Annotated in this window: 24 protein-coding genes; 13 read left to right on the top strand and 11 right to left on the bottom strand. The window is 65.8% G+C overall.

Annotation, left to right across the window (positions count from 1 at the left end; all coding sequences use genetic code 11):
* Window positions 1-48 precede the first annotated feature (48 nt).
* Both dapB and ACUDCK_RS05220 read right to left on the bottom strand, forming a co-directional pair.
* Window positions 49-840, bottom strand: coding sequence for a 4-hydroxy-tetrahydrodipicolinate reductase (gene dapB / locus ACUDCK_RS05215; protein ID WP_054501741.1), 792 nt, complete (start codon window positions 838-840; stop codon window positions 49-51).
* A 16-nt stretch (window positions 841-856) separates the two neighbouring features.
* On the bottom strand, window positions 857-1,393 hold the full coding sequence (locus tag ACUDCK_RS05220; protein ID WP_175167760.1) for an outer membrane protein assembly factor BamE: 537 nt from the start codon (window positions 1,391-1,393) through the stop codon (window positions 857-859).
* A 156-nt stretch (window positions 1,394-1,549) separates the two neighbouring features.
* Between ACUDCK_RS05220 and fur the strand changes: the two genes are divergently transcribed.
* Window positions 1,550-1,969 (top strand): ferric iron uptake transcriptional regulator, encoded by a 420-nt coding sequence (fur, locus tag ACUDCK_RS05225; RefSeq protein ID WP_006223539.1) that lies wholly within the window; start codon window positions 1,550-1,552, stop codon window positions 1,967-1,969.
* A 237-nt stretch (window positions 1,970-2,206) separates the two neighbouring features.
* Here the strand turns inward: fur and recN are convergent, their stop codons facing one another.
* Both recN and ACUDCK_RS05235 read right to left on the bottom strand, forming a co-directional pair.
* Window positions 2,207-3,868: a DNA repair protein RecN gene (gene recN, locus ACUDCK_RS05230; RefSeq protein WP_175167759.1), complete on the bottom strand. Its 1,662-nt coding sequence runs from the start codon at window positions 3,866-3,868 to the stop codon at window positions 2,207-2,209.
* 13 nt (window positions 3,869-3,881) lie between these two features.
* Complete coding sequence (locus ACUDCK_RS05235; RefSeq protein WP_054501739.1) at window positions 3,882-4,781, bottom strand: NAD kinase; 900 nt, start codon at window positions 4,779-4,781, stop codon at window positions 3,882-3,884.
* Between the two features lie 130 nt (window positions 4,782-4,911).
* Between ACUDCK_RS05235 and hrcA the strand changes: the two genes are divergently transcribed.
* The 7 genes from hrcA to dnaJ all read left to right on the top strand — a co-directional run bounded on the left by hrcA (window position 4,912) and on the right by dnaJ (window position 11,737).
* Window positions 4,912-5,916, top strand: a complete 1,005-nt coding sequence (gene hrcA / locus ACUDCK_RS05240; protein ID WP_049071722.1) for a heat-inducible transcriptional repressor HrcA — start codon at window positions 4,912-4,914, stop codon at window positions 5,914-5,916.
* Window positions 5,917-5,961: 45 nt separating this feature from the next.
* The gene (hemH, locus tag ACUDCK_RS05245; RefSeq protein ID WP_054419546.1) at window positions 5,962-7,053 is read left to right on the top strand and encodes a ferrochelatase; all 1,092 of its coding nucleotides are present in this window, start codon (window positions 5,962-5,964) and stop codon (window positions 7,051-7,053) included.
* A 12-nt stretch (window positions 7,054-7,065) separates the two neighbouring features.
* Window positions 7,066-7,299 carry a hypothetical protein gene (locus tag ACUDCK_RS05250; RefSeq protein ID WP_054501738.1) on the top strand — a complete coding sequence of 78 codons (234 nt, stop codon included), beginning with the start codon at window positions 7,066-7,068 and terminating at the stop codon, window positions 7,297-7,299.
* A 214-nt stretch (window positions 7,300-7,513) separates the two neighbouring features.
* Window positions 7,514-8,071: a nucleotide exchange factor GrpE gene (grpE, locus tag ACUDCK_RS05255; RefSeq protein ID WP_445659293.1), complete on the top strand. Its 558-nt coding sequence runs from the start codon at window positions 7,514-7,516 to the stop codon at window positions 8,069-8,071.
* 14 nt (window positions 8,072-8,085) lie between these two features.
* Window positions 8,086-8,490 carry a thioredoxin family protein gene (locus ACUDCK_RS05260; RefSeq protein WP_054419543.1) on the top strand — a complete coding sequence of 135 codons (405 nt, stop codon included), beginning with the start codon at window positions 8,086-8,088 and terminating at the stop codon, window positions 8,488-8,490.
* 81 nt (window positions 8,491-8,571) lie between these two features.
* The gene (dnaK, locus tag ACUDCK_RS05265) at window positions 8,572-10,497 is read left to right on the top strand and encodes a molecular chaperone DnaK (protein WP_020924906.1); all 1,926 of its coding nucleotides are present in this window, start codon (window positions 8,572-8,574) and stop codon (window positions 10,495-10,497) included.
* Between the two features lie 109 nt (window positions 10,498-10,606).
* Window positions 10,607-11,737, top strand: a complete 1,131-nt coding sequence (gene dnaJ, locus ACUDCK_RS05270) for a molecular chaperone DnaJ (protein ID WP_006389047.1) — start codon at window positions 10,607-10,609, stop codon at window positions 11,735-11,737.
* A 130-nt stretch (window positions 11,738-11,867) separates the two neighbouring features.
* Here the strand turns inward: dnaJ and ACUDCK_RS05275 are convergent, their stop codons facing one another.
* The 5 genes from ACUDCK_RS05275 to ACUDCK_RS05295 form a co-directional block, all read right to left on the bottom strand.
* The gene (locus ACUDCK_RS05275; RefSeq protein WP_175167758.1) at window positions 11,868-14,378 is read right to left on the bottom strand and encodes a TonB-dependent siderophore receptor; all 2,511 of its coding nucleotides are present in this window, start codon (window positions 14,376-14,378) and stop codon (window positions 11,868-11,870) included.
* A gap of 135 nt (window positions 14,379-14,513) precedes the next feature.
* Window positions 14,514-15,518: a FecR domain-containing protein gene (locus ACUDCK_RS05280; protein ID WP_054501736.1), complete on the bottom strand. Its 1,005-nt coding sequence runs from the start codon at window positions 15,516-15,518 to the stop codon at window positions 14,514-14,516.
* 15 nt (window positions 15,519-15,533) lie between these two features.
* Entirely contained in the window at window positions 15,534-16,046 is a 513-nt protein-coding gene (locus ACUDCK_RS05285) for a sigma-70 family RNA polymerase sigma factor (protein WP_196767524.1), read from the bottom strand.
* 310 nt (window positions 16,047-16,356) lie between these two features.
* A complete protein-coding gene (locus ACUDCK_RS05290) occupies window positions 16,357-16,746 on the bottom strand; it encodes a DUF4148 domain-containing protein (protein ID WP_049071739.1) in 390 nt (129 codons plus the stop codon).
* 286 nt (window positions 16,747-17,032) lie between these two features.
* On the bottom strand, window positions 17,033-19,786 hold the full coding sequence (locus ACUDCK_RS05295; protein ID WP_175167757.1) for a M16 family metallopeptidase: 2,754 nt from the start codon (window positions 19,784-19,786) through the stop codon (window positions 17,033-17,035).
* Window positions 19,787-19,897: 111 nt separating this feature from the next.
* On the opposite strand from ACUDCK_RS05295, the gene ACUDCK_RS05300 reads away from it, so the two are divergent.
* The 3 genes from ACUDCK_RS05300 to ACUDCK_RS05310 all read left to right on the top strand — a co-directional run bounded on the left by ACUDCK_RS05300 (window position 19,898) and on the right by ACUDCK_RS05310 (window position 21,821).
* A complete protein-coding gene (locus tag ACUDCK_RS05300) occupies window positions 19,898-20,497 on the top strand; it encodes a GNAT family N-acetyltransferase (protein WP_175167756.1) in 600 nt (199 codons plus the stop codon).
* 293 nt (window positions 20,498-20,790) lie between these two features.
* Window positions 20,791-21,171 carry a hypothetical protein gene (locus ACUDCK_RS05305; protein WP_054501733.1) on the top strand — a complete coding sequence of 127 codons (381 nt, stop codon included), beginning with the start codon at window positions 20,791-20,793 and terminating at the stop codon, window positions 21,169-21,171.
* Window positions 21,172-21,263: 92 nt separating this feature from the next.
* On the top strand, window positions 21,264-21,821 hold the full coding sequence (locus ACUDCK_RS05310) for a GNAT family N-acetyltransferase (protein WP_175167755.1): 558 nt from the start codon (window positions 21,264-21,266) through the stop codon (window positions 21,819-21,821).
* 40 nt (window positions 21,822-21,861) lie between these two features.
* Here ACUDCK_RS05310 and ACUDCK_RS05315 read toward each other — a convergent pair whose 3' ends face one another.
* Both ACUDCK_RS05315 and ACUDCK_RS05320 read right to left on the bottom strand, forming a co-directional pair.
* Entirely contained in the window at window positions 21,862-23,034 is a 1,173-nt protein-coding gene (locus ACUDCK_RS05315) for a vWA domain-containing protein (protein ID WP_175167754.1), read from the bottom strand.
* Between the two features lie 19 nt (window positions 23,035-23,053).
* Complete coding sequence (locus tag ACUDCK_RS05320) at window positions 23,054-23,935, bottom strand: AAA family ATPase (RefSeq protein ID WP_064523891.1); 882 nt, start codon at window positions 23,933-23,935, stop codon at window positions 23,054-23,056.
* A gap of 178 nt (window positions 23,936-24,113) precedes the next feature.
* Here ACUDCK_RS05320 and ACUDCK_RS05325 point away from each other — a divergent pair, with 178 nt between their 5' ends.
* Both ACUDCK_RS05325 and ACUDCK_RS05330 read left to right on the top strand, forming a co-directional pair.
* A complete protein-coding gene (locus ACUDCK_RS05325; RefSeq protein ID WP_054501729.1) occupies window positions 24,114-24,467 on the top strand; it encodes a c-type cytochrome in 354 nt (117 codons plus the stop codon).
* 15 nt (window positions 24,468-24,482) lie between these two features.
* On the top strand, window positions 24,483-24,845 hold the full coding sequence (locus ACUDCK_RS05330) for a c-type cytochrome (RefSeq protein WP_054501728.1): 363 nt from the start codon (window positions 24,483-24,485) through the stop codon (window positions 24,843-24,845).
* Window positions 24,846-24,894: the final 49 nt, after the last annotated feature.

Here is a 24,894-nt window from a genome sequence, read left to right on the forward strand (position 1 = left end):
ACGAAAAAAGGACCCTCGCGGGTCCTTTTTTTCATGGGCGCTAAGGGATCAGAGTCCCAGCACCGCCTGCATGTCGTACAGGCCGTTGTGCTTGCCTTCCAGGAAGCGGGCGGCTCGCAACGCGCCTTCGGCATAGGTGGCGCGGCTGGCCGAGCGGTGGGTGATCTCGATGCGTTCGCCGATGCCGCAGAACGACACGGTGTGGTCGCCGACGATGTCGCCGCCGCGCAGTACCGAGAAGCCGATGGTGCCCGGCTTGCGCACGCCGGTGTCGCCGTGGCGGCTCCAGGTGGCCACGTCGGGCAGGGCCACGTCCCAGGCCGAGGCGATGGTCTCGCCCATCTTGAGCGCGGTGCCCGAGGGGGCGTCGACCTTGTTGCGGTGGTGGGCCTCGAAGACCTCGACGTCATAGCCCGAATTGAGGATGCGGGCGGCCATGTCCAGCAGCTTGAGCGTGGCGTTCACGCCCACGCTCATGTTGGGCGCGAACACGATGGCGGTTTTCTGCGCGGCCACTTCGATGGCGGCGCGGCCATTGTCGTCGAAGCCGGTGGTGCCGATGACGGCCTTCACGCCCAGCCTGGCGCAGACCTGCAGGTGCTCCAGCGTGCCTTCGGGACGGGTGAAGTCGATCAGGCAGTCGGCGTTGGCCAGCGCGCCCAGGTCGTCGGTGATGGCGACGCCGGTCTGCTGGCCGAGCGGGGCGCCCGCGTCCTGGCCCAGCGAGGGCGAGCCCTTGCGGTCGAGCGCGACCGCCAGTTGCAGGCCGTCGGCCTTCAGGACGGCGTCGATCAGCATCTGGCCCATACGGCCGCTGGCGCCGGCGATAGCAATACGCATGAAGAAAATCCTTGGGTTAGCGCAGCGGCTCGGGCGCGTTGCCAGGCTGGCCGGGGTATTGGTTCATCGGGCTGGTGGGGGCGGCGGCGTCGCGTTTCTTCTGCTCTTCTTCCTGCTTGAGCCGGGCCTCGTCTTCGCTCAGGCGCTTGTCGGCCATTTCATCGGCGGCCGCGCTGGGCGTGTTGATCTGGTAGGGCTGCAGGTCGGGCTGCTTGTCGCCTTCCCAGCGGGTCAGCCGGTCGTTCTCGAACCAGACCGTGAACTTGCGTTCCTGGGCCTCACCGTAGCCGGGCTTGTAATAGTAGGGGTAGTCCCAGCGGTTGGCGTGCAGCACGCTGGTCAGGGTGGGGCTGCCCAGCGCGAAGCGGACCTGTTCGCGCGTCATGCCCGGCTGCAGCAGCGCCACCTGCTCCTGGGTGATCCAGTTGCCTTGCTGGACACCGGCCTTGTAGGGGAAGCCCCACTTGTCCCCCGTGCAGCCGGCAAGGGCGACGGCCAGGGCGGCGATGGCCAATCCGGTCTTGAGCGAGCGGGAAGGAATTCGTGCAATCATGGACACTACGCGCCCCTATTATTTGGAAGCAGACAAAACCGTTATCATAAAGGTTTCATAAGGATAGTTCTGCGGGGCGGCAGGAATTCTGGGGAGCCGGCTCGCGGTTACCGAGTATCCTTGCCCATGCCAACGCGGACGGAGAGCGATTACACCATGAGCGACCAAAGCGAACTGAAAAACATGGGTTTGAAGGCGACTTTCCCGCGCCTGAAAATTCTTGATATCTTCCGTAAGTCGGACCAGCGCCACCTCAGCGCCGAGGACGTCTACCGTGCCCTGATCGGCGAAAACGTCGAAATCGGCCTGGCCACCGTCTATCGCGTGCTGACCCAGTTCGAACAGGCCGGCATCCTTGCCCGCAGCCAGTTCGACAGCGGCAAGGCCGTGTTCGAGCTCAATGACGGCGACCACCACGATCACCTGATCTGCACCAACTGCGGCAAGGTGGTTGAATTCTCGGACCCGGACATCGAAAAGCGCCAGCAGAAGATCGCCAAGGACAACGGTTTCGCGCTGGAAAGCCACGCCATGGTGCTGTACGGCATCTGCGGTAGCTGCCTGAAAGGCCGCTGAGCTTTCTTCGCCTCGGACCTGCCCACGGCCGCGCTCGCCGTGGGTAGTTGAAAGCAAAAGCCCCTTCTATAGGAAGGGGCTTTTTTTATTCTCGGACTGAATCCGGCTGCGGACCATCGCGATACGGCTGTCGGCACAAAGGCAGCCGGCGCCCGGTTTTTCTGGAGGCGCACGCGCCCCGGATGTGCTTGCGCCGCATCAGGCCCGCGAGGAGCGGGTTGCCTGGCCCCTGCAGGCTCAGGCCGGCGCGCGGCCGACGCCGGCCAGCATTTCGCGGGCGTGTTCGCGGGTGGTCGCGGTGAGCTTGATCCCGCCCAGCATGCGGGCGATTTCCTCGACCCGGGCGCCGTCGTCCAGTTCCTCGATGCGCGACCGGGTGGTGCCGCGCGATTCGGTCTTGCTGACCAGGAACTGGTTGTTGCCGCAGGCCGCTACCTGCGGTAGATGGGTGACGCACAGCACCTGGTGGCGCTCGCCCAGTTCGCGCAGCAGTTTGCCGACGGCTTCGGCCACCGCGCCGCCGACCCCGCTGTCGACTTCGTCGAAGATCAGCGTCGGCACGCGCGCGGCGCGGCTGGCGATGACCGACAGCGCCAGCGAGATACGCGACAGTTCTCCGCCGGAAGCGATCTTGGCCAGTGGCCGCGGCGTGGTGCCGGCGTGGCCGGCCACCAGGAATTCGACCTGCTCGTTACCGTGCGCCGACGGCGCGGCCGCTGCCAGCGTGGGCTCGAACTTGCCGCCTTGCATGGCCAGCGTCTGCATGGCCTGGGTGACCTGTTTGCCGAGGTCCTTGGCGACCTTGCGGCGCGCCGCCGTGAGCTTGGCGGCGGCGGCGTCGTACTGCGCCTGCGCCGCCTGCGCCTGGGCGCGCAGCGCGTCGATGTCGGCGGCGGCCTGCAGGGCCGAGAGTTCGGCGTGCAAGCTGTCGCGCAGCGCGCACAGCCCGTCGGGTTCGGTGCGGAACTTGCGCGCCGTCTCGAATACCGCGCTCAGGCGCGCCTCGACGTCGGCCAGCCGGCGCGGATCGAGATCGACGCGGCTGACGTAGTTGTTCAGGTCGGACACCGCTTCGCTGATGGCAATGCGGGCCGATTCGAGTTCGTCGTAGATGCCCTGCAGGCCGGTGTCGTGCCGCAGCATCTGCTGGATGCGGTGGTTGGCCGCAGTCAGCCGGTGGTGGGCCGAGTCGCCTTCGCCATCGAGGGCGTCGAGGATCTGGGTGGCGCCGTCCAGCAGCGACTGTGAATGCGACAGGCGGGTGTGCTCGGATTGCAGCGATTCCCATTCGTCCGGGGCGAGCCCGAGGCGATCGAGTTCGTCGACCTGCCATTGCAGCCGCTCGCGTTCGGCGGCCAGGCCCGCCGCGTCCTTTTCGGCCAATTCCAACTGGCGCGCCAGCGCGCGCCATTGCTTCCAGGCCTGGCCCACCGCCTGGCGCAGGTCGCCGTGGCCGCCATGCGCATCCAGCAGGTCGCGCTGAGCCTCCGCACGCATCAGGCTCTGGTGCGCATGCTGGCCGTGGATGTCGACCAGGCTGTCGCCCAGTTCGCGCAATTGCGCGACCGTGGCCGGGGTGCCGTTGATGTAGGCGCGGCTGCGGCCCTGGGCGTCGATCACGCGGCGCAGGGCCAGTTCATCGTCGGCATCGATCTCGCGTCCGGCAAGCCAGGCGCGCAGCGCCGGCGGCGTGTCGAAGACGGCGGTGATGTCGGCGCGCGCGGCGCCTTCGCGCAGCACGCTGACGTCGCCGCGCTCGCCCAGCGCCAGCGCCAGCGCGTCGATGAGGATGGATTTTCCTGCCCCGGTCTCGCCGGAGAAGACGGTGAAGCCGGGACCGAAATGGATCTCGGTCTGCTCGACGATGACGAAGTCGCGGATGTGCAGGGTGCGCAGCATGTCGGGGCGCTTACTACTCTACGTTGTCGGTGGCCTGCGGCATCAGGTTCCAGTGCAGCTTGCGGCGCAGGGTGGAAAAGAAGCTGTAGCCTTCCGGATGCACGAAGCGGATGGTGTAGGGCGCGCGCTGCACGACGATGCGGTCGCCGGGCTGCAGGTCGGACCAGGTCTGCATGTCGAAATGCACGCTGGCGCCGACCTCGACGCGGCCCATGGCGGTGAGCGTCATGTTCAGCACGCCGGTGTCCGGAATGACGATGGGGCGGTTGGACAGGGTCTGCGGCGCCACCGGCACCAGCACCATGGCGTTCATGCCGGGGTGCAGGATCGGGCCATTGGCCGACAGCGCGTAGGCGGTCGAGCCGGTGGGGGTGGCGATGATCAGGCCGTCGGCGCGCTGGGTGTACATGAAGGCGCCGTCCAGTTCGACGCGCACTTCGATCATGCCGCCGCGTCCGGCGCGGTTCAGCACCACGTCGTTCAGCGCCGAGGCCGCGTACATCTGCTGGTCGCCGCGCCAGGCGCTGCCTTCGAGCAGCATGCGTTCCTCGATCTGGAAGTTGCCTTCCAGCACGCGCGTCAGGGCGCCATGCGCGTCCTGCACCGGGATGTCGGTGATGAAGCCCAGATGGCCATGGTTGATGCCGACCACCGGCACGCCGTACGGGGCGAGATGGCGCGCGGCGCCCAGCACCGTGCCGTCGCCGCCCATGACCACCGCGAGCGAGGCGTCCTGACCGATCTGCGCGTAGGTGGCGACGGGGTATTCCGTCAGGCCGGTGTTGCGAGCCGTGTCGGCATCGACGAGCACCTGCCGCCCGGCCTGCGTGAGCGCGTGCGCGAGCGCCCTTAGCGGAGTGGCCAGGCCGGCGTCCTGGTATCTGCCGATCAGCGCGACGGTAGGAAAGTGCATGGTGGCAAGGCGAATCAGAAAAAGCGAAATCGGTCCGGAATCGGGCCTGTTAGCCGATTATATGGGGCCGCATATTGGCTTGCGGGACAAAAATCGCCTTAATTGGAAAAGATTCCCTAAAATAGCCGCTATGGATGACCGCGCACGCGCATTACTGAAAGCGTTGATCGAACGCTATATCGCCGATGGGCAACCAGTCGGCTCGCGGACGCTATCGAAGGTTTTCGATCTGTCGCCCGCCACCATCCGCAACGTCATGGCGGACCTGGAAGAGCTGGGCCTGATCCACAGTCCGCACACCTCCGCGGGGCGCATTCCCACGCCCCGCGGCTACCGCATGTTCGTCGATTCGCTGCTGGCGGTGCAGTCCTACCAGCTCGAACCGCACAACATGGGCGAGATGCTGGCCGCGGCCGAGCCCACCCGCGCGGTCAATGCCGCCGCAGCGCTGCTTTCCAACCTGACCCAGTTCGCCGGCGTGGTGCTGACTCCCAAGCGCGCCCAGGTGTTCCGCCAGATCGAATTCATCCGCCTGTCGGACAAGCGGGTGCTGCTGATCATCGTCACGCCAGACGGCGACGTGCAGAACCGCATCCTGTTCGTGCAGCGCGACTACGCCGAGGCCGAATTGCTGGAGGCCGGCAACTTCTTCAACGTCCACTTCGCCGGCAAGTCCTTCGACGCGGTGCGGCGCACCCTGTCCACCGAACTGGCGCAGTTGCGCGAAGACATCTCGCGGCTGATGCAGGCGGCGGTCGAGGCCAGTGCCGAGGCCGCCGAGGACGGCGATGCCGTGGTCATCTCCGGCGAGCGCAAGCTGCTGGACGTCACCGACATCGCTTCCGACATGGACCGGCTGCGCAAGATGTTCTCGCTGTTCGAGAAGAAGACCGACCTGCTGCAACTGCTCGACGTGTCCAGCCGCGCGCAGGGCGTGCAGATCTACATCGGCGGCGATTCCCAGTTGGTGCCGATGGAAGAAGTCTCGGTCATCACCGCGCCCTACGGCGTGGACGGCAAGGTGGTCGGCACGCTCGGCGTGATCGGCCCGACCCGCATGGCCTACGAACGCGTGATTCCCATCGTGGACATCACGGCGCGTCTGCTGTCCAACGCCCTCAGCCACAACCAGTAGTTCCATTCGAACCGACATCCTCCTCGCGGAGGAAGGGGAGTTTTTGTGTTTCTTCGCCTGTTCAAGTATCTCTGGCCTGAACGCTACCTGCCCGAAGCCGAGCAGGACGACCCTTTCAATGAAGACCCGCCGCCGCGCGCGCCGGGCAAGGTCGGCGTGCTGCTGGTGAACCTGGGCACGCCCGACACACCGGGCAGGAAGGACATCCGCAAGTACCTGGGCGAGTTCCTGTCGGACCCGCGTGTGATCGAGATTCCGCGCTATCTGTGGAAGCCGATCCTGCACGGCCTGGTGCTGACGCTGCGTCCCAAGAAACTGGAGCCGCGTTACGCCGGCATCTGGCTCAAGGACGGCTCGCCGCTGATGGTCTACAGCCGCCGCCAGGCCGAAGGCGTGCAGGCCGCGTTGACCGCGGCCGGGGTCGAGGCGGTGGTGGAGCTGGGCATGCGCTACGGCAACCCGTCGATTCCCGACGCCATCTCGCGCCTGCGGGCGCAGGGCTGCGAACGCATCCTGACCGTGCCGCTTTATCCCCAATACGCCGCCAGCACCACCGCCACGGTGGTCGATGCTGTCACGCGACATGCCGGCCGGCTGCGCGACCAGCCGGAAATGCGCTTCATCAAGCGGTTCCACGAGGACCCCATCTATCTCGATCCGCTGGCCGCCAGCATCGAAGCGTACTGGCGCGAGCATGGCAAACCGCAGAAGCTGGTCATGAGCTTCCATGGCCTGCCGCGCTACTCCATCGAGCTGGGCGACCCGTACTACCGCGACTGCATGGAAACCGCGCGGCTGCTGGCGCAGCGCCTGTCGCTGCCGCGCGAGCAGATCGAGGTGACCTTCCAGAGCCGGTTCGGCACGGCCCGCTGGCTCGAGCCCTACACCGAACCGACCCTCAAGGCGCTGGCCGCCTCGGGCGTCACCGAGGTGGATGTGGTGTGTCCGGGATTTGTGGCAGACTGTCTGGAAACCCTGGAAGAGATCAGCCTGGAGTGCCGCGACGCCTTTCTCGGCGCGGGCGGCAAGCAGTTCCGTTACATCCCGGCGCTGAATGATGATCCGGCCTGGATCGCAGGGTTGGCCACCCTGGCGGAACGCCACTTGCGGGGATGGCCCACACATTCACGGACTTGAAGGAGAGGGCGCATGCACCATGATCCCAAGACGGGCAAAGTTGTGAAAAAGGGGGACGTCAGCTCCCCGGTGGACGAGGATCAGGTCGAGCACGAGCTGGACGAGGCGCTGGCCGAAACCTTCCCCGCCAGCGATCCCATCGCGATCAATCCGGAACCGGACGATGATCCACGCGTCGACCGCGCCCTGAAAGAGAGCTTTCCCGCCAGCGACGCCGCCGCCCCGGCGCAGCCGCACAAGAAATGACCTGTCCCTGACATCGTCCGGAGTGTCGAAAATGCCGACTGCCGGAATTTTCGTGGTTGGAGCCGATTTTCAGGCACGACTTTCCGGATTTTCATGGGTGGCTGCCGGTTGCCCCGGCGGTGCGCGACGGGGAATATTTGCTTTCCCGGGCTTGAAATAGGGGTATTGGCCCCCATTCATGTCTGCGAAAGCCATTCTTTTTGGAGGATTCCCCATGACGGCACCCAACGAGCCTGTAGATCAGACGCCCGGATTCGGCGACGACGCCGATGCGGCCCCCGCCGGCCAGGACGCCGCGCAGGCCGAGCTGAACGAGTTGCGCGCCCAACTGGACGCGGCCCAGGCTACCGTCAATGAGCAGCAGGACCAGCTTCTGCGCATCCGCGCCGAGGCCGAGAACGTGCGCCGCCGTGCCCAGGAAGAAGTGTCCAAGGCACGCAAGTTCGGCATCGAGTCGTTCGCGGAAAGCCTGGTGCCGGTCAAGGACAGCCTGGAGGCCGCGCTGGCCCAGGCCGACCAGACCGTGGACACCCTGCGCGAAGGCGTCGAGGTCACCCTCAAGCAGCTCGCGGCCGCCTTCGAGCGCAACATGCTCAAGGAAATCGCGCCGGTCCAGGGCGACAAGTTCGATCCGCACCTGCACCAAGCCATTTCTTCGATTCCGGCCGAACAGCCCGCCAACACCGTGGTCCAACTGCTGCAGAAGGGCTACGCCATCGCCGACCGCACCCTGCGTCCGGCCCTGGTGGTGGTGTCCGCCGGCCAAGGCTGACCGGACCGCGCGCCATGACCGACCCCAGGTTCGATCCGGCCCAGGTTTTCGCTGTGTTCGGCATGCGGCATGTCGACACCGCGGGATTCGACGAGGCCGTGGTCCAGGCGCCGGGATCGGACTTGCGTTGCGTGTTCCTGTGGGGCCAGGATTGCTATAACTGCAATCTTTTCAAGCAGGCGGCGTTGCTGCACCAGGACACCCTGCTGGGCCTGGGCCTGACCTGGTTCGAGGCCGATGTCTACGCCGACGAACCCCTGGGACGCCGCTTCTCCCTGCATGGTGTCCCCACTTTTGTGCTTTACCGTGCCGGAAAACGGCTCGGCCGCATCACCGGTTGGCCCGGATTGCCCCAGTTCACGGCGGCGATCCGGCGCCTGCAGGAAACCCCGGCGGAAAATTCCAGCCAGGCGTCTTGAAAAACCCTGTGGGCAGCCCCAGTTATGTGGGGACAGGAAATTTCTCTCCAATTTCATAGATTTATCCAAGGTAACCCGACCATGAGCAAAATTATTGGCATCGACCTGGGCACGACCAACAGCTGCGTGGCTGTCATGGACGGCGGTCAGGTCAAGATCATTGAAAACGCCGAAGGCGCCCGCACCACTCCCTCGATCGTCGCCTACATGGACGACGGCGAAACCCTGGTGGGCGCGCCCGCCAAGCGCCAGGCGGTGACCAACCCCAAGAACACGCTGTACGCGGTGAAGCGCCTGATCGGCCGCAAGTTCGAGGAAAAGGCGGTGCAGAAGGACATCAACCTGATGCCCTATGCCATCGTCAAGGCCGACAACGGCGACGCCTGGGTGGAAGTGCGCGGCAAGAAGATGGCGCCTCCCCAAGTGTCGGCCGACGTGCTGCGCAAGATGAAGAAGACCGCCGAGGACTACCTGGGCGAGGAAGTGACCGAAGCCGTCATCACGGTGCCGGCCTACTTCAACGACAGCCAGCGCCAGGCCACCAAGGACGCCGGCCGCATCGCCGGCCTGGAAGTCAAGCGCATCATCAACGAGCCGACCGCGGCCGCGCTGGCCTTCGGCCTGGACAAGACCGAAAAGGGCGACCGCAAGATCGCCGTCTATGACCTGGGCGGTGGCACGTTCGACGTGTCCATCATCGAAATCGCCGACGTCGATGGCGAAAAGCAGTTCGAAGTGCTGTCGACCAACGGCGACACCTTCCTGGGCGGCGAAGACTTCGACCAGCGCATCATCGACTACATCATCGGCGAGTTCAAGAAGGAACAAGGCGTTGATCTGTCCAAGGACGTGCTGGCCCTGCAGCGCCTGAAGGAAGCCGCCGAAAAGGCCAAGATCGAGCTGTCGTCGAGCCAGCAGACCGAGATCAACCTGCCGTACATCACGGCCGACGCCTCCGGTCCGAAGCACCTGAACCTGAAGATCACGCGCGCCAAGCTGGAAGCGCTGGTCGAGGAACTGATCGAACGCACCATCGAACCCTGCCGCGTGGCCATCAAGGACGCCGGCGTGAAGGTTTCCGACATCGACGACGTGATCCTGGTCGGCGGCATGACCCGCATGCCCAAGGTCCAGGAAAAGGTGAAGGAATTCTTCGGCAAGGATCCGCGCAAGGACGTGAACCCCGACGAAGCCGTCGCCGCTGGCGCCGCCATCCAGGGTTCCGTGCTGTCGGGCGACCGCAAGGACGTGCTGCTGCTGGACGTCACCCCCCTGTCCCTGGGTATTGAAACCCTGGGCGGCGTGATGACCAAGATGATCCAGAAGAACACGACCATCCCGACCCGGTTCTCGCAGACCTTCTCGACCGCTGATGACAACCAGCCGGCCGTGACGATCAAGGTGTTCCAGGGCGAGCGCGAAATCGCCGCGGGCAACAAGGCCCTGGGCGAGTTCAACCTCGAAGGGATCCCGCCGTCGCCGCGCGGCATGCCGCAGATCGAAGTCACGTTCGACATCGACGCCAACGGCATCCTGCACGTGTCGGCCAAGGACAAGGGCACCGGCAAGGAAAACAAGATCACCATCAAGGCCAACTCGGGTCTGTCGGAAGACGAGATCCAGCGCATGGTCAAGGATGCCGAGGCCAACGCCGAGGAAGATCACCGCGTCGCCGAGCTGGCCCAGGCCCGCAACCAGGCCGATGCGCTGGTGCACGCCACCCGCAAGTCGCTGACCGAGTACGGCGACAAGCTCGAGGCGTCCGAGAAGGAAAGCATCGAAGCGGCCATCAAGGCGCTGGAAGACACGCTGAAGGACGGCGACAAGGCCGCCATCGACGCCAAGGTCGAAGCCCTGTCGACCGCCTCGCAGAAGCTCGGCGAAAAGATGTACGCCGACATGCAGGCGCAGCAAGCGGCCGGCCAGCAGCAGGCCGCCGACAACGCGAAGCCGGTGGACGACAACGTCGTCGACGCCGACTTCAAGGAAGTCAAGCGCGACCAATAATGGCCGGGCGCTGACCTGCCTCTGCCGCCCGGTAGCCGGAGAAATCCGCCTACCGGGCGAACTCATTCTGTAGCACTGAAAAGAAGGCTCTCCCCCGAGCCCACCGATCATGGCAAAACGCGACTATTACGACGTCCTGGGCGTGGCGAAAAACGCTTCGGACGACGAACTCAAGAAGGCCTATCGAAAGCTGGCCATGAAATACCATCCGGACCGCAATCCGGACAGCAAGGAAGCCGAAGAGAAGTTCAAGGAAGCCAAGGAAGCCTACGAGGTCCTGGGCGATGAACAGAAGCGCGCCGCGTACGACCGCTACGGCCACGCGGGCGTCGATCCCAACGCCGCGGGCATGGGCGGTGGCGGCATGGGCGGCGGGTTCGCCGACGCCTTTGGCGATATCTTCGGCGAGATCTTTGGCGGTGGCGGCGGTGGCCGTCGCGGCGGCGGTCCGCAGGTGTATCGCGGCGCCGACTTGAAGTACGCGCTGGAGATCACGCTGGAGCAGGCCGCGGCCGGCTTCGACACCGAGATCCGCGTACCGAGTTGGGAAAACTGCGACACCTGCCACGGTTCCGGCGCCAAGCCCGGCACCTCGCCCAAGACCTGCCGCACCTGCGGCGGCTCTGGCGCGGTCCGCATGCAGCAGGGCTTCTTCAGCGTGCAGCAGACCTGCCCGACCTGCCACGGCAACGGCAAGGAAATCACCGACCCGTGCGTGGCCTGCGATGGCGTCGGCCGCATCCGCCGCAACAAGACCCTGCAGGTCAAGATCCCCGCCGGCATCGACGACGGCATGCGCATCCGCTCCAGCGGCAATGGCGAGCCGGGCATCAATGGCGGCCCGCCGGGCGACCTGTATGTGGAAATCCACATCAAGCAGCACAAGATCTTCCAGCGCGACGGCGACGACCTGCACTGCGAGTTGACCATCCCGTTCACCACGGCGGCGCTGGGCGGTGAATTGCAGGTGCCGACCCTGGGCGGCAAGGCCGAGATCTCGATCCCCGAGGGCACGCAGTCCGGCAAGACCTTCCGCCTGCGCGGCAAGGGCATCCGCGGCGTGCGCGGCAGCTATCCGGGCGACCTGTACTGCCACGTGGTGGTCGAGACGCCGGTGCGCCTGAGCGACGACCAGAAGAACATCCTGCGCCAGTTCGAGGCCTCGCTGAACGACGGGGGCGACCGCCACTCGCCGCAAAGCAAGTCCTGGACCGATCGCGTCAAGGAATTCTTTAGCTGAATCGGCTGACCTGACCGCGCCGCCCGCTGGCGGACCACGGCCCGGGGCCCGGATCTCGCATCCGGGTCCCGGGCCGTTTGCTTTGGCGCCGCATGGATGACGCCCAGCGCAGGCGTCGCGCTATCGGCGCCTAGAAGTCGCCGCGCAGGGTCAGCATGACATTGCGCGGCTCGCCATAGAAGTTGCCGTTGTTGCTGCCCACACTGGTGTAATACGTCTTGTCGAACAGGTTGTTCAGGTTGACCGAGGCGGCCCAGTGGTTGTTGATCTGGTAGCGGGCGTAGGCGCTCCAGATGGCGTAGCCGGGGCTGTTGACGCGGATCGTGCCGGCGTCGTAGCTGCTGGTCTGGGCATTGACGCCGCCGCCCAGGGTCCAGCGGTGCGCGGCGCCCGCCAGCTTGTAGGTGGTCCAGACGCGCAGCATGTGCTTGGGCGTCAGCGAATTCAGCGGCTTGCCCTGGTTGGTCTCGTCTTCCAGATAGCGGGTGGTGTTGAAGGTATAACCGGCGAACAGGTTCCAGCCGCGCAGGATTTCACCGCTGATCTCGGCGTCCACGCCCTGGCTGCGGACCTTGCCGGCCGCGATCGAGCAATACCAGCCGGCGTCGCAATCGGGGCTGCTGCGATAGTCGGTCTGGGCCCGGTTCTTCTGGTCGACGCGGAACAGCGCGATGGCGGTGTTGATGCGGCCGTCCAGCAGTTCGCCCTTCAGGCCGATCTCGTAGTTGGTGCCCAGCAGGGGATCGAGCGGCCTGCCGCTGCTGGACTTCTCGCTTTGCGGCTTGAAGATATCGGTGTAGCTGGCGTATGCCGTCCATTGCGGGCTCAGGTCATAGAGCAGCCCGGCGTAGGGCGTGAACTTGCCGTTCTCGCGGCTGCCGTAGGTCGAGTTCTCGCTGTAGCGGCTGCCTGTGGTGCGGGTGTCCCAGATCGTGTCGTACCAACTGACGCGCCCGCCCAGCACCAGCTTGAGCGGATCCGCCAACTGCAGGCGGGCGGCGCCGTACACGCCGTACTGCAGGCCGCGGCCGTCGCGGTGCTCGCGGAAGTTGGCGTAGAGCTGGCCCTTGGTCGGCTCCGGAATCGAGCCGGGCCGGTAGTCATAGACGTTGCCGACCCAGTAGTCGTTGATGCTGCCGTAGTCGGTGTTGACATCGTTGCGCGCGTAGTTGGCGCCCAGCACCAGTTCGTGGGTACGGCCGAAGGCGTCGATCTTGCCCAGCAGGTTGGCGTCCACGCCGGTGATGCCGATGTCGGCTTCGGTGATGTCCGCCGCTGTCGCGCTGATGTTCGTGCCGACGGCGGCCTCGCGGATGGGGCTGTTGAACTTCATGTCGTGGCGTTCGCGCAGGTGGATGGCGGCGACACGACCCTGCCAGTTGTCGTTGAAGCGGTGCGACAGATCGAAGTAGAACGTCTCGGTGGTGGACTTGCGGCGATTCCAGTCGGCGCCCATGTAGTACGCGCGCGACACGTCCAGGGGCGAGCCGTCGTCATAGGCGGGGAAACCGCGCATGTTGGGGCGGCCGCGGCTGGTTTCGGAACTGAAGCCGACGCTGGCGCGCGTGTCGGGCGTCAGGTCGTATTCGAGGGTGCCATAGAAGGTCTGGTCGCGGTTGTTGGCGTAGTCCACATACGAGCCGCGGGTCTCGTAGTCCACCACTGCGCGGCCGCGCAGGGTGCCGGATTCGTTCAGCGGGCCGCCGCCGTCGAGCTGCATGCCGTAGTGGTCCCACTGGCCGGCCTTGGCGATGACGCTGAAGCCCGCTTCGGGCAGGGCGCGCTTGCGTACCAGGTTGACCGCGCCGCCCGGTTCGCCGCCGCCTTGGAGCAGGCCGGCCGCGCCGCGCAGCACTTCGACGCGGTCATAGATGGCGGTGCCGCCGCCGAAATTGCTGGCGCGGCCGTACATACTGCGGTCGAGCGGGATGCCGTCGTATTGGTAGGAGGTATTGCGAAAGCCGCGCGAATACACGTACTTGCCCGCCTGGGGGCTTTGCTGCAGGGTGATGCCGGTGGTGTTTGCGAGAGCGTCGTAGATCGAGGTGAGCGATTGTTCGTCCAGCCGTTGGCGCGTCACGACGCTGATGGACTGCGGAATGTCCCTGAGCGATTGCGCGCCCTTGGCGATGCTGGTCGCGCCGCTGGTGTAGGAGCCCGTGCCCTCGGTCGTCACCTCGTGGCTGCCCACCACCATCACCGGCTCCAGCACCGAGGCGTCGCCTTGCGCGACCGGCAAGCGGCGCAACAGGTAGCCGCCGGCCGGCGCCGGCACGGCCATCAGGCCCGTGCCGGACAGCAGTTGGCGCAGCCCTTGGTCGATCGGATAGCGGCCTTGCAGTCCGGCGGTGTCGCGGCCCGCTGTCAGTTCGGGATCGGCCGCGACATTGATCTGTGCGGCCCGTCCGAAGGCGCCGAGCGCGACGTCCAGCGAACCCGGCGCGATGGTGAAGGCGATCTCGGCGACGGGCGCGGTTTGTGCCTGGGCTTGCGCCCCCGCCGTCAGCAGGGCGGCGCCGGCCGTGGCCGGCAGGGCGCGCAATGCCAGGGTCAGCGCGGAAACGAGGAAGGGCTGCGGACGCGCGCGGCGCGCGGCGGATGGGCCGCGCCGGGATGCGCGCGGGTGTTGCGGTGTGGCCATGATGGTCGGAGGTCCTGTCTCGTGGAAGGGCGAAGGGAACGCGTGCGCCTCGCGTCCGTCTACCTGTCTTTCGAACGAGACTGGAAAATCTGCCGGGCGGTTACAAATTTGTTTTCTGCGCGGGCCGGCCGCGGATCAGGCCGGCACCACCGAGACCCAATACCGCGTGCGGTAACGTACCCGCACTCCCAGCACGCGCGCCAGCAGCGCCAGGGCCTCGTCGGTATTGTCCAAACGAAAAGCGCCCGTGACCAGCTTGCCGGCCAGTTCGGACTCGCACTGCACCAGGCCCTGCCGATAACGGCCGAGTTCGGCCAGGAACCGATCCAGTCGCATGCGATTGGCGACCAGCATGCCGTCGGTCCAGGCCGCGGTCGCGGTGTCCAGCGGCGCGACGGCGGATGTGCCGGCCGGGCCGAACAGCGCCTGTTCGCCGGCCCGAACTACGCGCTCGACCCCGCCGGCGTGGATCGCCACCGCGCCTTGTTGCACCGCGACCAGGCTCTGGCGGCCGTTGTCGGCATGGTCACGCACGATGAAGCGGGTACCCAGCGGCACCAGCTCGCCATTGCGGGTGACCACCTTGAAGCCGCGGCCTTCGGGGTCGGGCGCGGTGGTGACCTGGATCTCGCCTTCGCGCAGCAGGATGCGGCGTTCGTGGCGCGTGAACTGGACGTAGAGATTGGTGCCGGTGTTCAAGGCCAGCGCGCTGCCGTCGGACAGCGTGACCTCGCGCTGTTCGCCGACGGCGGTCTGGTAGCGGTCGCCGTCGGTCCAGAGCGCCTGCGGATCGCGGCACAGCCACAGCGCCGCGCCGCCGGCGCCGATGCCCGCGAACATCCATTTGAGACTGCGGCGGCGCGCCTGGTCGGCGCCGGCCGCCAGCACCGTTCTTGACGCCGCGCCAGCGGGCGCGCGACTGCCGACCCGGTTGAAATCCCGGCTCATGGCGCTGAGCCGTTGCCAGGCCAGTTCGTGGCTCGGATCGGCCTGACGCCATTGGTCACAGGCGCGGCGGGTGCGCTCGTCGGCATCGCCATGCAATCGCACCAGCCATTCAGCGGCCTGCGCCACCACGCTGGCGTGCACCGCCACGCGCTTGTCGGCCCGCAGTGGGGCAATCAGGGGTTGCGTGTTCATCGTCGGCGCGGGCGCTCAGGCGTACATCACCTGGTAACAGCGCTGCCAGGTCTTGATCATGTCTTTCTGCACCACGTTGACGGACACCCGCAGCGCCCGGGCGATCTGCTCGTACGGCATGCCGTCGAGCTGGGCCATGAGGAAGGCGGCGCGGGCGCGCTGCGGCAGGCCGTCGATCATGGCGCACAAGGTGTCCAGCGCTTCGAGCACCAGCGCCAGTTCCTCGGGCGAGGGGGAGATGGGTTCGGCCTGCTGGGCCAGCGCATCGAGGTAGGCGCGTTCCAGCGACGCGCGCCGGAACTGGTCGATGGCCAGCCCCTTGGCGATGGTGGTCAGGTGCGGGCGCGGCGCCAGCAGGATGGGGCGGATGTCCTGCCGCAGCACCCGCTCGAAGGTGTCGTGAGCAAGGTCCGCCGCGTTGTCGCGGTCGCCGTTGAGTTTGCGGCGCAGGAACGACAGCAGCCAGCCATGGTGATCACGGTAGAGGTCCGTGACGGGATCCGGCGGGGCGATTGGGAGGCAACTCAAGGCGGACTCATTTATTTGCTAATGAGAATTATTATATTGAATTGCCACAATCGCGCACCGGCGGGCGGTTGGACGGATGAAAAAAAACCGCGGCTTGCGCCGCGGTTTCACTGCAGGTACTGCAACTTCTTGCTTCAGACTTCGTACTGCGAAACGTACTGCTAACTACAGGTGCTGCTTCTTCCAAACAGACTTCGTACTGCTGACTACAGGTACTGCTACTTCCACTGCTAGGTCCGCCGCTGTAACCTGAAAAAACCGACCCCGAGCCATGATGCCGCCCGGGGCCGGCCGGGCTACAGCAAGCAGCTCACCGGGTGATCGGCGGGTATTCGAGCTCGCCGAACGTGTATTGGCCGCTGGCCTTGGCCTGGGCAAGTTCCTGCTGGACTTCGGCACGCGACTTGACGCCGGCCGCGGCCGCCTTGACGGGCGGGTACTGCAGTTCGCCGAAGGTGTATTCGCCGCTGGTCTTGGCTTGTTGCAACTGGGCCTGCACTTCCTGCGAGCTCAGGCTGGTGGCCTGGGGCAGGGCGGGCGGGTAGTCCAGTTCGCCAAAGGTGTATTGGCCGCTGACCTTGGCCTGTTGCAGTTCGGTCGCCACCTGGGCGCTCGACTTGGCTTGTTCGACACCGGCGGCTTGCGCGCCAGCGCCAGCCAGGGCTAGGGAAATCAGAAGGGTAGTCGTCAGGGTTTTCATAATGACCTCCAATGTTGTTAGACGGGGCCGAATCCGGCGGCCCTCCGTCGTGGTTCGTTGTTTGTTCCCGATGACTGAATTGTGCGCGTCATCCCACCTGGGATAAACCCGTATATCTTGAAAACATCTTTCCAAATAGGTGGGTAATAAACATTTGGATAAGATATTTCCCCGTCTATGGCATAGTTATGCAGGTGCCCCGTCCCCATGAACGGCGCGAGATGCGCTTTGGGGCAAAAAAAAACCCTGCCGAGGCAGGGGCTTGGGATGCCAGGAAGACTTGGCTTCAGTGCGTCTTTTTCTTGAAGTCGCCGGCGACCGCGGTGCTGAAGCCGTCGGGACGCAGGTACTTGCGCAGGGCGGCGTTGACCGTGTCGGGCGTGAGCGCGCTGATCTTCTTGTCCATCTCGGCCGACCATTCGAAGGTGCGACCGCGCTGCAGGTAGTCGAGCCAGGTGCCGGCCAGCACGTCGTCCTGGGCGCGGGCCAGGTTGCGGTAGTTCAGCAGCGCGGTGATACCGTCGGAAATCTCCTTGTCGCTGAAGCCGTCCTTGAGCACGCGGGCCAGTTCCTCGCCGATGGCCTTTTCCAGGCGCTCGCGGTTCTGCGGCGCGTAGATGGCATACATGGTCCAACTGGCGCTGGGTTCGAACGACGAGACCGACAGCGAGCTGCGCACGTTGTAGGACAGACCCTCGGTTTCACGCACACGGTTCCACAGGCGCGAGGTTTCCGAGGCGCCGAACAGGTAATTGGCCAGGTACAGGGCCGGGTAGTCCGCGTCCGTATCCTGCAACTTCAGCGGCATGCGCGAGATGTAGAACGCATTGGCCTTGTCCGGGGTCTCGATGTCGAACTGCTTGGCGGGGATGTCGCGGTACGGATTGCCGACACGGGTGTAGGCGGGGGCGCGCTTCCAGCCGGCCAGGCCATCCTTGACGGCCTTTTCGACGGCTTCGGGCTCGAAATCGCCCACGGCCGAATATTCGATCTTGCCGGCGCCATAGAACTTGGCGTGGAACTTGACCAGCGCATCGCGGTTCAGCGCGCGCACGCCGGCCAGCGATTCCTCGAACGTCGGCACGTAGCGCAGGTCGTCGGCGGGCCACGGATTGTCCTGGCGGGCCAGGGCGCGTCCGGCCAGGGCCTGCGGTTCGGTCATGGCGTTCTGGATCGAGGTTTCGAGCTGGCGCTGGTATTCCTCGAGTTGTTCCTTGGGGAAGTTGGCGTTGCGCACGATGTCCAGCGCCAGGCGGGTCAGTTCGGGCAGGTTTTCACGCTTGGTCGACATGGCGATCTTGAGCGTGGTGCCGCCGCCGCTGAAGCCGAGCTCGGCCTGCAGCTTGTCGAGGCGGTCCTGGATGTCCTGGCGCGACAGCTTGGCGGTGCCGCGCGTCAGCAGGTCGGCCACGGCGCTGGAATTCACCCGCTGGCCGAGCAGGTCTTTCTCGTTGCCGAACTGGATCAGCATCTGCGCCTGCACGCGGTTACCGCGCGTGGCCTTGGGCAGCAGCGCCAACTGCACCGGCCCGTTGGGCAGGTCGAGCGTCTTGCGCTGGGTCAGGCGGTCGATGTTCTGCGGGGTGGGATCGAAGGCGGACGCGGCCTTGAAGTCGGGATCGCCCTTGTAGTCCTTGAACACGGCCGTCAGATCGACGCGCTGGGTCTGCGGCGCGCGCACCGGTTTGTCGGTCGGGATGTAGCGGCCTTCGATGCGGTTGCTTTGCACCAGGTAGGTGGTGGCGGCCCGCTGCACCTCGGCCAGCGTGGCCTTGCGGGCGCGGTCGCGCTGCAGGAAGAACAGGCGCCAGTCGCCGGCGGCGATGGCCTCGGATAGCGCCACGCCGACCTGTTCGGGATCGCTGTAGGTCTGCTCCCAGGAGGTCAGCCATTTGCTGCGCGCGCGGTCCAGTTCCTGCTGGGTGAAGGGCTTCTTGCCGAGATCTTCCAGCGTGCCGGTCAGCGCCTTCATGGCGGCGTCCTGGTTCTTGCCCGGGGTCAACTGGGCGGCGAACATGGCCAGGCCCGGATCCAGGTTTTCCATGGTGAAGCCGAACACGCCCGAGGCCAGCTTGGTCGGCACCAGCGCGTGGTAGAGGCGGCCCGACGGCGTATCGGCCAGGATGGTGGTGGCCAGGTCGAACGGCACGAAGTCGGGGCTGCCGGCGGCCGGGATGTGGTACATCGCGGCGACCAGCGGCGTGCCGCCGGTGCGGCGCAGCGTGACGGCGCGTTCGCCGTCCTGGGCCGGCTCGACGGTGTATTCCGGCGGCAGCTTGCGCTCGGGCTTGGGCAGCTTGCCCAGCGTGGCCTCGATGTCGGCCAGCGTGGCCTGCGGATCGAACTTGCCGGCCACGATCAGCACCGCGTTATCGGGCTGGTAGTACTCATGATAGAACGCGCGCAACTGGCCGATGTCGACGTTTTCGACGTCGGAGCGGGCGCCGATGGTGTTCTTGCCGTAGCTGTGCCACTGGAACGCGGCCGCCTGCATCTTCTGCATGAGGATGCGGAAAGGGCTGTTCTCGCCGCTTTCCATCTCGTTGCGCACCACCGTCATTTCGGAATCGAGGTCTTCCTTGGCGATCAGGGAATTGACCATGGCGTCGGCCTGCCAGCCGAGGTACCACTTGAGGGTGTCGGGATTGGCGGCGAAGCTGGCGAAATAATTGGTGCGGTCGCTGGAGGTCGAGCCGTTGGCCTGCAGGCCGCGGCGCGAGAATTCGCCCATGGCGTTGCGGGTGGTGGAAGTGCCCTTGAACAGCATGTGTTCGAGCAGGTGGGCCATGCCGGTCTGGCCGTAGTTCTCGTTGCGCGAGCCGACCAGATAGGTCATGTTGACCGTGGTCGAGGGCTTGGATTCGTCGGGCACCAGCAGGACGCGCAGGCCGTTGCTGAGGCGGTATTCGGTGATGCCTTCAATCGAGGCGGCCTCCGTGACGCCGGCCGGCAGGCTGGCGGCTCCGGCCTGGAAGGCCAGGAAGGATGAGAACAGCAGCGCGCCCAGGGGGCGCGGCAGCTTCGATATGGACAGGCGCATGGCGGACTATTCCTTTGGCATGGCAGAATCCGTTGGAGTGTATACGGTGTGAATGGTTCAGGGGCCCGCCCCTGGCGCGCCGGCCTGTCGTTCCGTCTGGAAAAAACGCGCATGTCGCTATCCCTTGAAATTGAGACTCCCCGCCTGGTGCTGCGGCAGTGGCTGGCGGCCGACCGCAAGCCGTTCGCGGCCATGAATACCGATGCGCGCGTGACGCGTTACCTGTTGCCGCTGACCGCGCCGGAAAGCGACGCGCTGGCCGACCGGCTGGCCGCCGGCATCGATGAATACGGCTGGGGCTTTTGGGCCGTCGAGGCGCCGGGCGTCGCGCCGTTCATCGGGTTCGTCGGCATCAAGGCGCTGGCGCCGACGCTGCCGTTCGCGCCCGGCGTGGAAATCGGCTGGCGCCTGGCGGCGCCCTACTGGGGCAGGGGCTATGCCAGCGAGGCCGCGCAGGCGGCGTTGCGGGTGGGGTTCGAGCAGGTTGGCGTGCCCGAGATCGTGGCGTTCACGGTGCCGGAAAACGAGCCATCGCGCGCGGTGATGCGGCGCCTGGGCATGCGCGAAGATGCACAGCGCTTCGAGCATCCGGCGGTGCCGGACGGCCATCCCTTGAAGACGCACGTGCTGTACCGGCTGGCGCGAGAGGCGTGGCATGCGCAGAAAAATGGTGACGCAGGCGCTGGCAGGGAGCCGTTTGCCGCTGCATAAGCGTCGGCAGGCCTCGTCCTGCCGAGATGTTGCGATGCAGCATCCTGGCGTGGCGCGGCCGATTTGAGATCGAAGCGGGCGCGGGTGTAAGCTCTGCAGAACGTAGTTGCTGTTGTCGACGGGATGCGCGACAGCCGTCTACAGGTTTCCCGTCCAACGCCAGCCGCCGCCCCGCCGGGTCGCATCGGCAGCATGCCGGAACGCGCGCCCCCGCCCCGCGGGCGACGACGGTGCTTGTTGTTCGCGCCTTCGCCGCCGGCATCCTGCCGGCGCATCTTTCGGAGGAACGACCCATGCTGACCGAGATCGTCACGCGTGCCTTGTCCCAATTGACCGGCAGCCCCATGAGCGGCGACCGCATCAAAGGGCAGTTTCAGTACGCTTATGCCAGTGATGACGGCCAATTCGTGGCCATACTGACCCATGACATGACCACCTACGTGGTGGACCTGAGCACGCAGCGCTATTTCGCCGAGTGCGGAGGGTCGCCGCGAGGCTTTGCCGGGCACGTGCTCGAGATGGAGGGCGCCGAGGCGCGCCAGCATCCGTGGCCCGCGGCCAATGACCTGTTCGACCTGGACATGGATGCGGACGAATTGTCCTGGCGCGAGTGTCCCGGGATGCGCAGCATGGCCGACACTGCCAACCGATCTGTGGAGAGCCGCGCCGCCTGAGAGTGGCCAGAAGCGGCAGTCCCCTCACTGAACCGGCGAGATCGCCGGTTTTTTTTATCTTGTGATCGGGGCGGCTCGCTACAATCCGACGCATGACTTCCCACGCTGATAACCGCGCCCCGGACGGCGCCATCCTGGTCGACTGCACGCACGAACGCCATGCCGACCAGATCCTGGCCATCTTCAACGAGGCCATTGCCACCTCGACCGCGCTGTATGACTACAAGCCGCGTCCGCGCGAGGCGATGCTGGGCTGGTTCCAGGCCAAGGCCGGCGGAGGCTTTCCCGTGGTGGGGTTCGAGAACGCGGCGGGCGAGCTGATGGCGTTCGCCAGCTACGGCACGTTCCGCGCCTGGCCGGCCTACAAGTATTCGGTCGAGCATTCGGTCTATGTCGACGGCCGCTTTCGCGGGCGGGGCTTGGGCGAGGCGCTGATGCGCGTGCTCATCGAACTCGCCCGCGCCAACCAGGTGCACCTTATGATTGGCGGCATCGACGCGGCCAACCTGGGCAGCATCAAGCTGCACGAGAAGCTCGGATTCGTACATGCCGGCACCATCCGCGAGGCCGGTTTCAAGTTCGGCCGCTGGCTCGACCTGGCGTTCTACCAATTGACCCTGGATACCCCGGCGCGGCCGGTGGACGGCTGAGCGCGTCGCCGGGACCGCGTCTTGCTGCGTGGCCGTCGCGCTACTTCGACAGCACCCGCATCGCCTGCTCCAGTCCGGCGACCGTCACGGGGTACATGCGGTCCTGCATGATGTCGCGCATCAGCGCGATCGACTGGCGGTACTGCCACGACGCGGTGGGCTCGGGATTGAGCCACACGGACTTGGGCCAGGCATCCAGCAGCCGGCGCATCCACTGTGCGCCCGGTTCCTTGTTGTAGTGCTCGACCGAGCCGCCCGGCTGCAGGATCTCGTAGGGGCTCATGGTGGCGTCGCCGACGATGATCAGGCGCCAGTCGGGGTTGTACTTGCGCAGCACGTCCCAAGTGTCGAAGCGTTCGTTCTGGCGCCGGCGGTTGCTCTGCCACAGGCTTTCGTACGGGCAGTTGTGGAAGTAGTAGACCTCGAGGTTGCGGAACTCGCTGCGCGCCGCGGAGAACAGTTCCTCGACGCGGCCGATGTGGTCGTCCATGCTGCCGCCGACATCCAGCAGCATCAGCACCTTGACCGTATTGTGGCGCTCCGGGACCATGCGCAGATCCAGGTGGCCGGCATTGCGCGCGGTGCTGGCGATGGTGTCGTCCAGGTCCAGTTCAAGTTCGGCGCCTTCGCGCGCGAAACGCCGCAGGCGGCGCAGCGCGACCTTGAAGTTGCGCGTGCCCAGTTCGACCTGGTCGTCGTAGTCCTTGAACTGGCGCATGTCCCAGACCTTGACCGCGCTGCGGTTGCCGGCCGACTGGCCGCCGACGCGGATACCTTCTGGGTGGTAGCCGCCGTTGCCGAAGGGCGAGGTGCCGCCGGTGCCGATCCACTTGCTGCCGCCGGCGTGGCGTTCCTTCTGCTCTTCCAGGCGTTCCTTGAAGAGCTCCATCAGCTTGTCCCAGCCGTGCTTCTCGATGGCGGCCTTTTCTTCCGGCGACAGGCTCTTCTCGAACTGCTTGATGAGCCAGTCCAGCGGGATGTCCTTGCCGGCCGGCAGCGCGGCCTCGATGCCCTTGTAGTAGGCGCCAAAGGCCTTGTCGTAGCGGTCGTAGAGCGATTCGTCCTTGACCAGCGCGGTGCGCGCCAGGAAGTAGAAGTCGTCCAGCGTCGGCGTCATGACGTCCTGGCGCAGCGCGTCCACCAGCGTCAGGTATTCCTGCACCGAGACCGGCAGCTTGTGTGCCCGCAGGAGGTAGAAGAAGTCGATCAGCATGATGGCCGCGAGGAGGGCGTCAGCGGCGCTGGGTGCCGCGGGTCATGGCGGCGAGCCGTTCCAGCAGGTGCACGTCCTGTTCGTTCTTGAGCAGGGCGCCAGCCATCAGCGGCACCGCCGTGGCGGTGTGCGCGTCGATCTGCGCCGCGCTGACGTCCTCGGCCAGCAGCAGGCGCAGCCAGTCCAGCAGTTCGGAGGTCGACGGCTTTTTCTTCAGGCCGGGCGCGTCGCGCAGGCTGAAGAAGGTGTCGAGCGCCGCGCGCAGCACGTCCTGCTTGAGTTCGGGGAAGTGCACCGCGACGATGTCGCGCATGGTCTCGCGGTCGGGGAAGCGGATGTAGTGGAAGAAGCAGCGGCGCAGGAAGGCGTCGGGCAGGTCCTTCTCGTTGTTGGAGGTGATGATGACCAGCGGGCGGTGGCGCGCGGCGATGGTCTGGCGCGTTTCGTACACATGGAATTCCATGCGGTCGAGTTCGCGCAGCAGGTCGTTGGGGAATTCGATGTCGGCCTTGTCGATCTCGTCGATCAGCACCACCACCGGCTGCTCGGCCTCGAAGGCCTGCCACAGCGTGCCCTGCACGATGTAGTTGCGGATGTCGCGGACCTTTTCGTCGCCGAGCTGCGAGTCGCGCAGGCGCGACACCGCGTCGTATTCGTAAAGACCCTGATGCGCTTTGGTGGTGGACTTGATGTGCCACTGCAGCAAGGGGCGGTCCAGCGCGCGCGCCACTTCCTCGGCCAGCATGGTTTTGCCGGTGCCGGGTTCGCCCTTGATCAGCAGCGGGCGCTGCAGTGTGAGCGCGGCATTGACGGCGAGCTTGAGGTCATCGGTGGCAACGTAGCGATCGGTGCCATCGAAGCGTGTTTGCGGTGCGGAAGGAGCGGTCTGGGCAGCGGACATGGATCGGCGGACTTCTCGGGGTTGATGGGGATCAAGGCCATTTTTGGGTATTAATCCTAGACAATTATCGTACAATCAGGCGGTTTTGCAGTTGGGTTCGACCCGCAACGTGTTTGCCGGGGGCCTTTTCGTGTGAGCAGGCCCTAGTCCTCAAGCCATACCAAGAAGAGCCATCCCAATGAAGTTGCGATTCTCTCTGAAGTACTCGGTTTCCCTGCTGGCCGCATTGGCATCCTGTGCGATCACCGGCCAGGCAGCAGCTGCGGATGCAGCGCCGGTCGGTAATGTCCAGAACGCCCGCGACAAGGTTTCCATGTGCATCGGTTGCCATGGCATCGAAGGCTACAAGGCGACGTTTCCCGAGCTTTATCACGTTCCGATGATCGCTGGCCAGAACGCCAAGTACATCGAGACCGCCCTCAACGAGTACAAGAAAGGCGCGCGCAGCCATCCCACCATGGATGCCATTGCCGGCAGCCTGTCCGACCAGGACATCGCCGACCTGGCCGCTTACTACTCGAACCTGAAATAACCGGGGGCAATCACAATGAACCGCATCATGCTTGCCCTTGCGGGCGCGACGCTGGCCATTTCGGGCGCGACTGCCCAGGCCCAGGACCTGGCGGCCGGCAAGGCCGTCTTCGACAAATTCAATTGCGCGTCGTGCCACGGCGCCGATGCCAAGACAGCGGTGGACCCGGCCTATCCGACGCTGGCCGGCCAGCACGCCGACTACCTGGTGCATGCGCTCAAGGCCTATCGTCGCGGCGCCTCGGGCAGCGCGGCCACGGCCAACGTGCGCAAGAACCCCATCATGGGCGCCTTCGCCACCCAGCTCTCCGACCAGGACATCAGCAATGTGGCCGCCTGGCTGGCGTCCCTGCCCAGCGACCTGGGCGTGCGCAAGTAGCGGGACGGTCCGGCCCGCATGTAAAAAACCCTCGGGAGACCGAGGGTTT

It is taken from the genome of Achromobacter sp. CF-sbj1-Ac2-l (assembly GCF_052698165.1).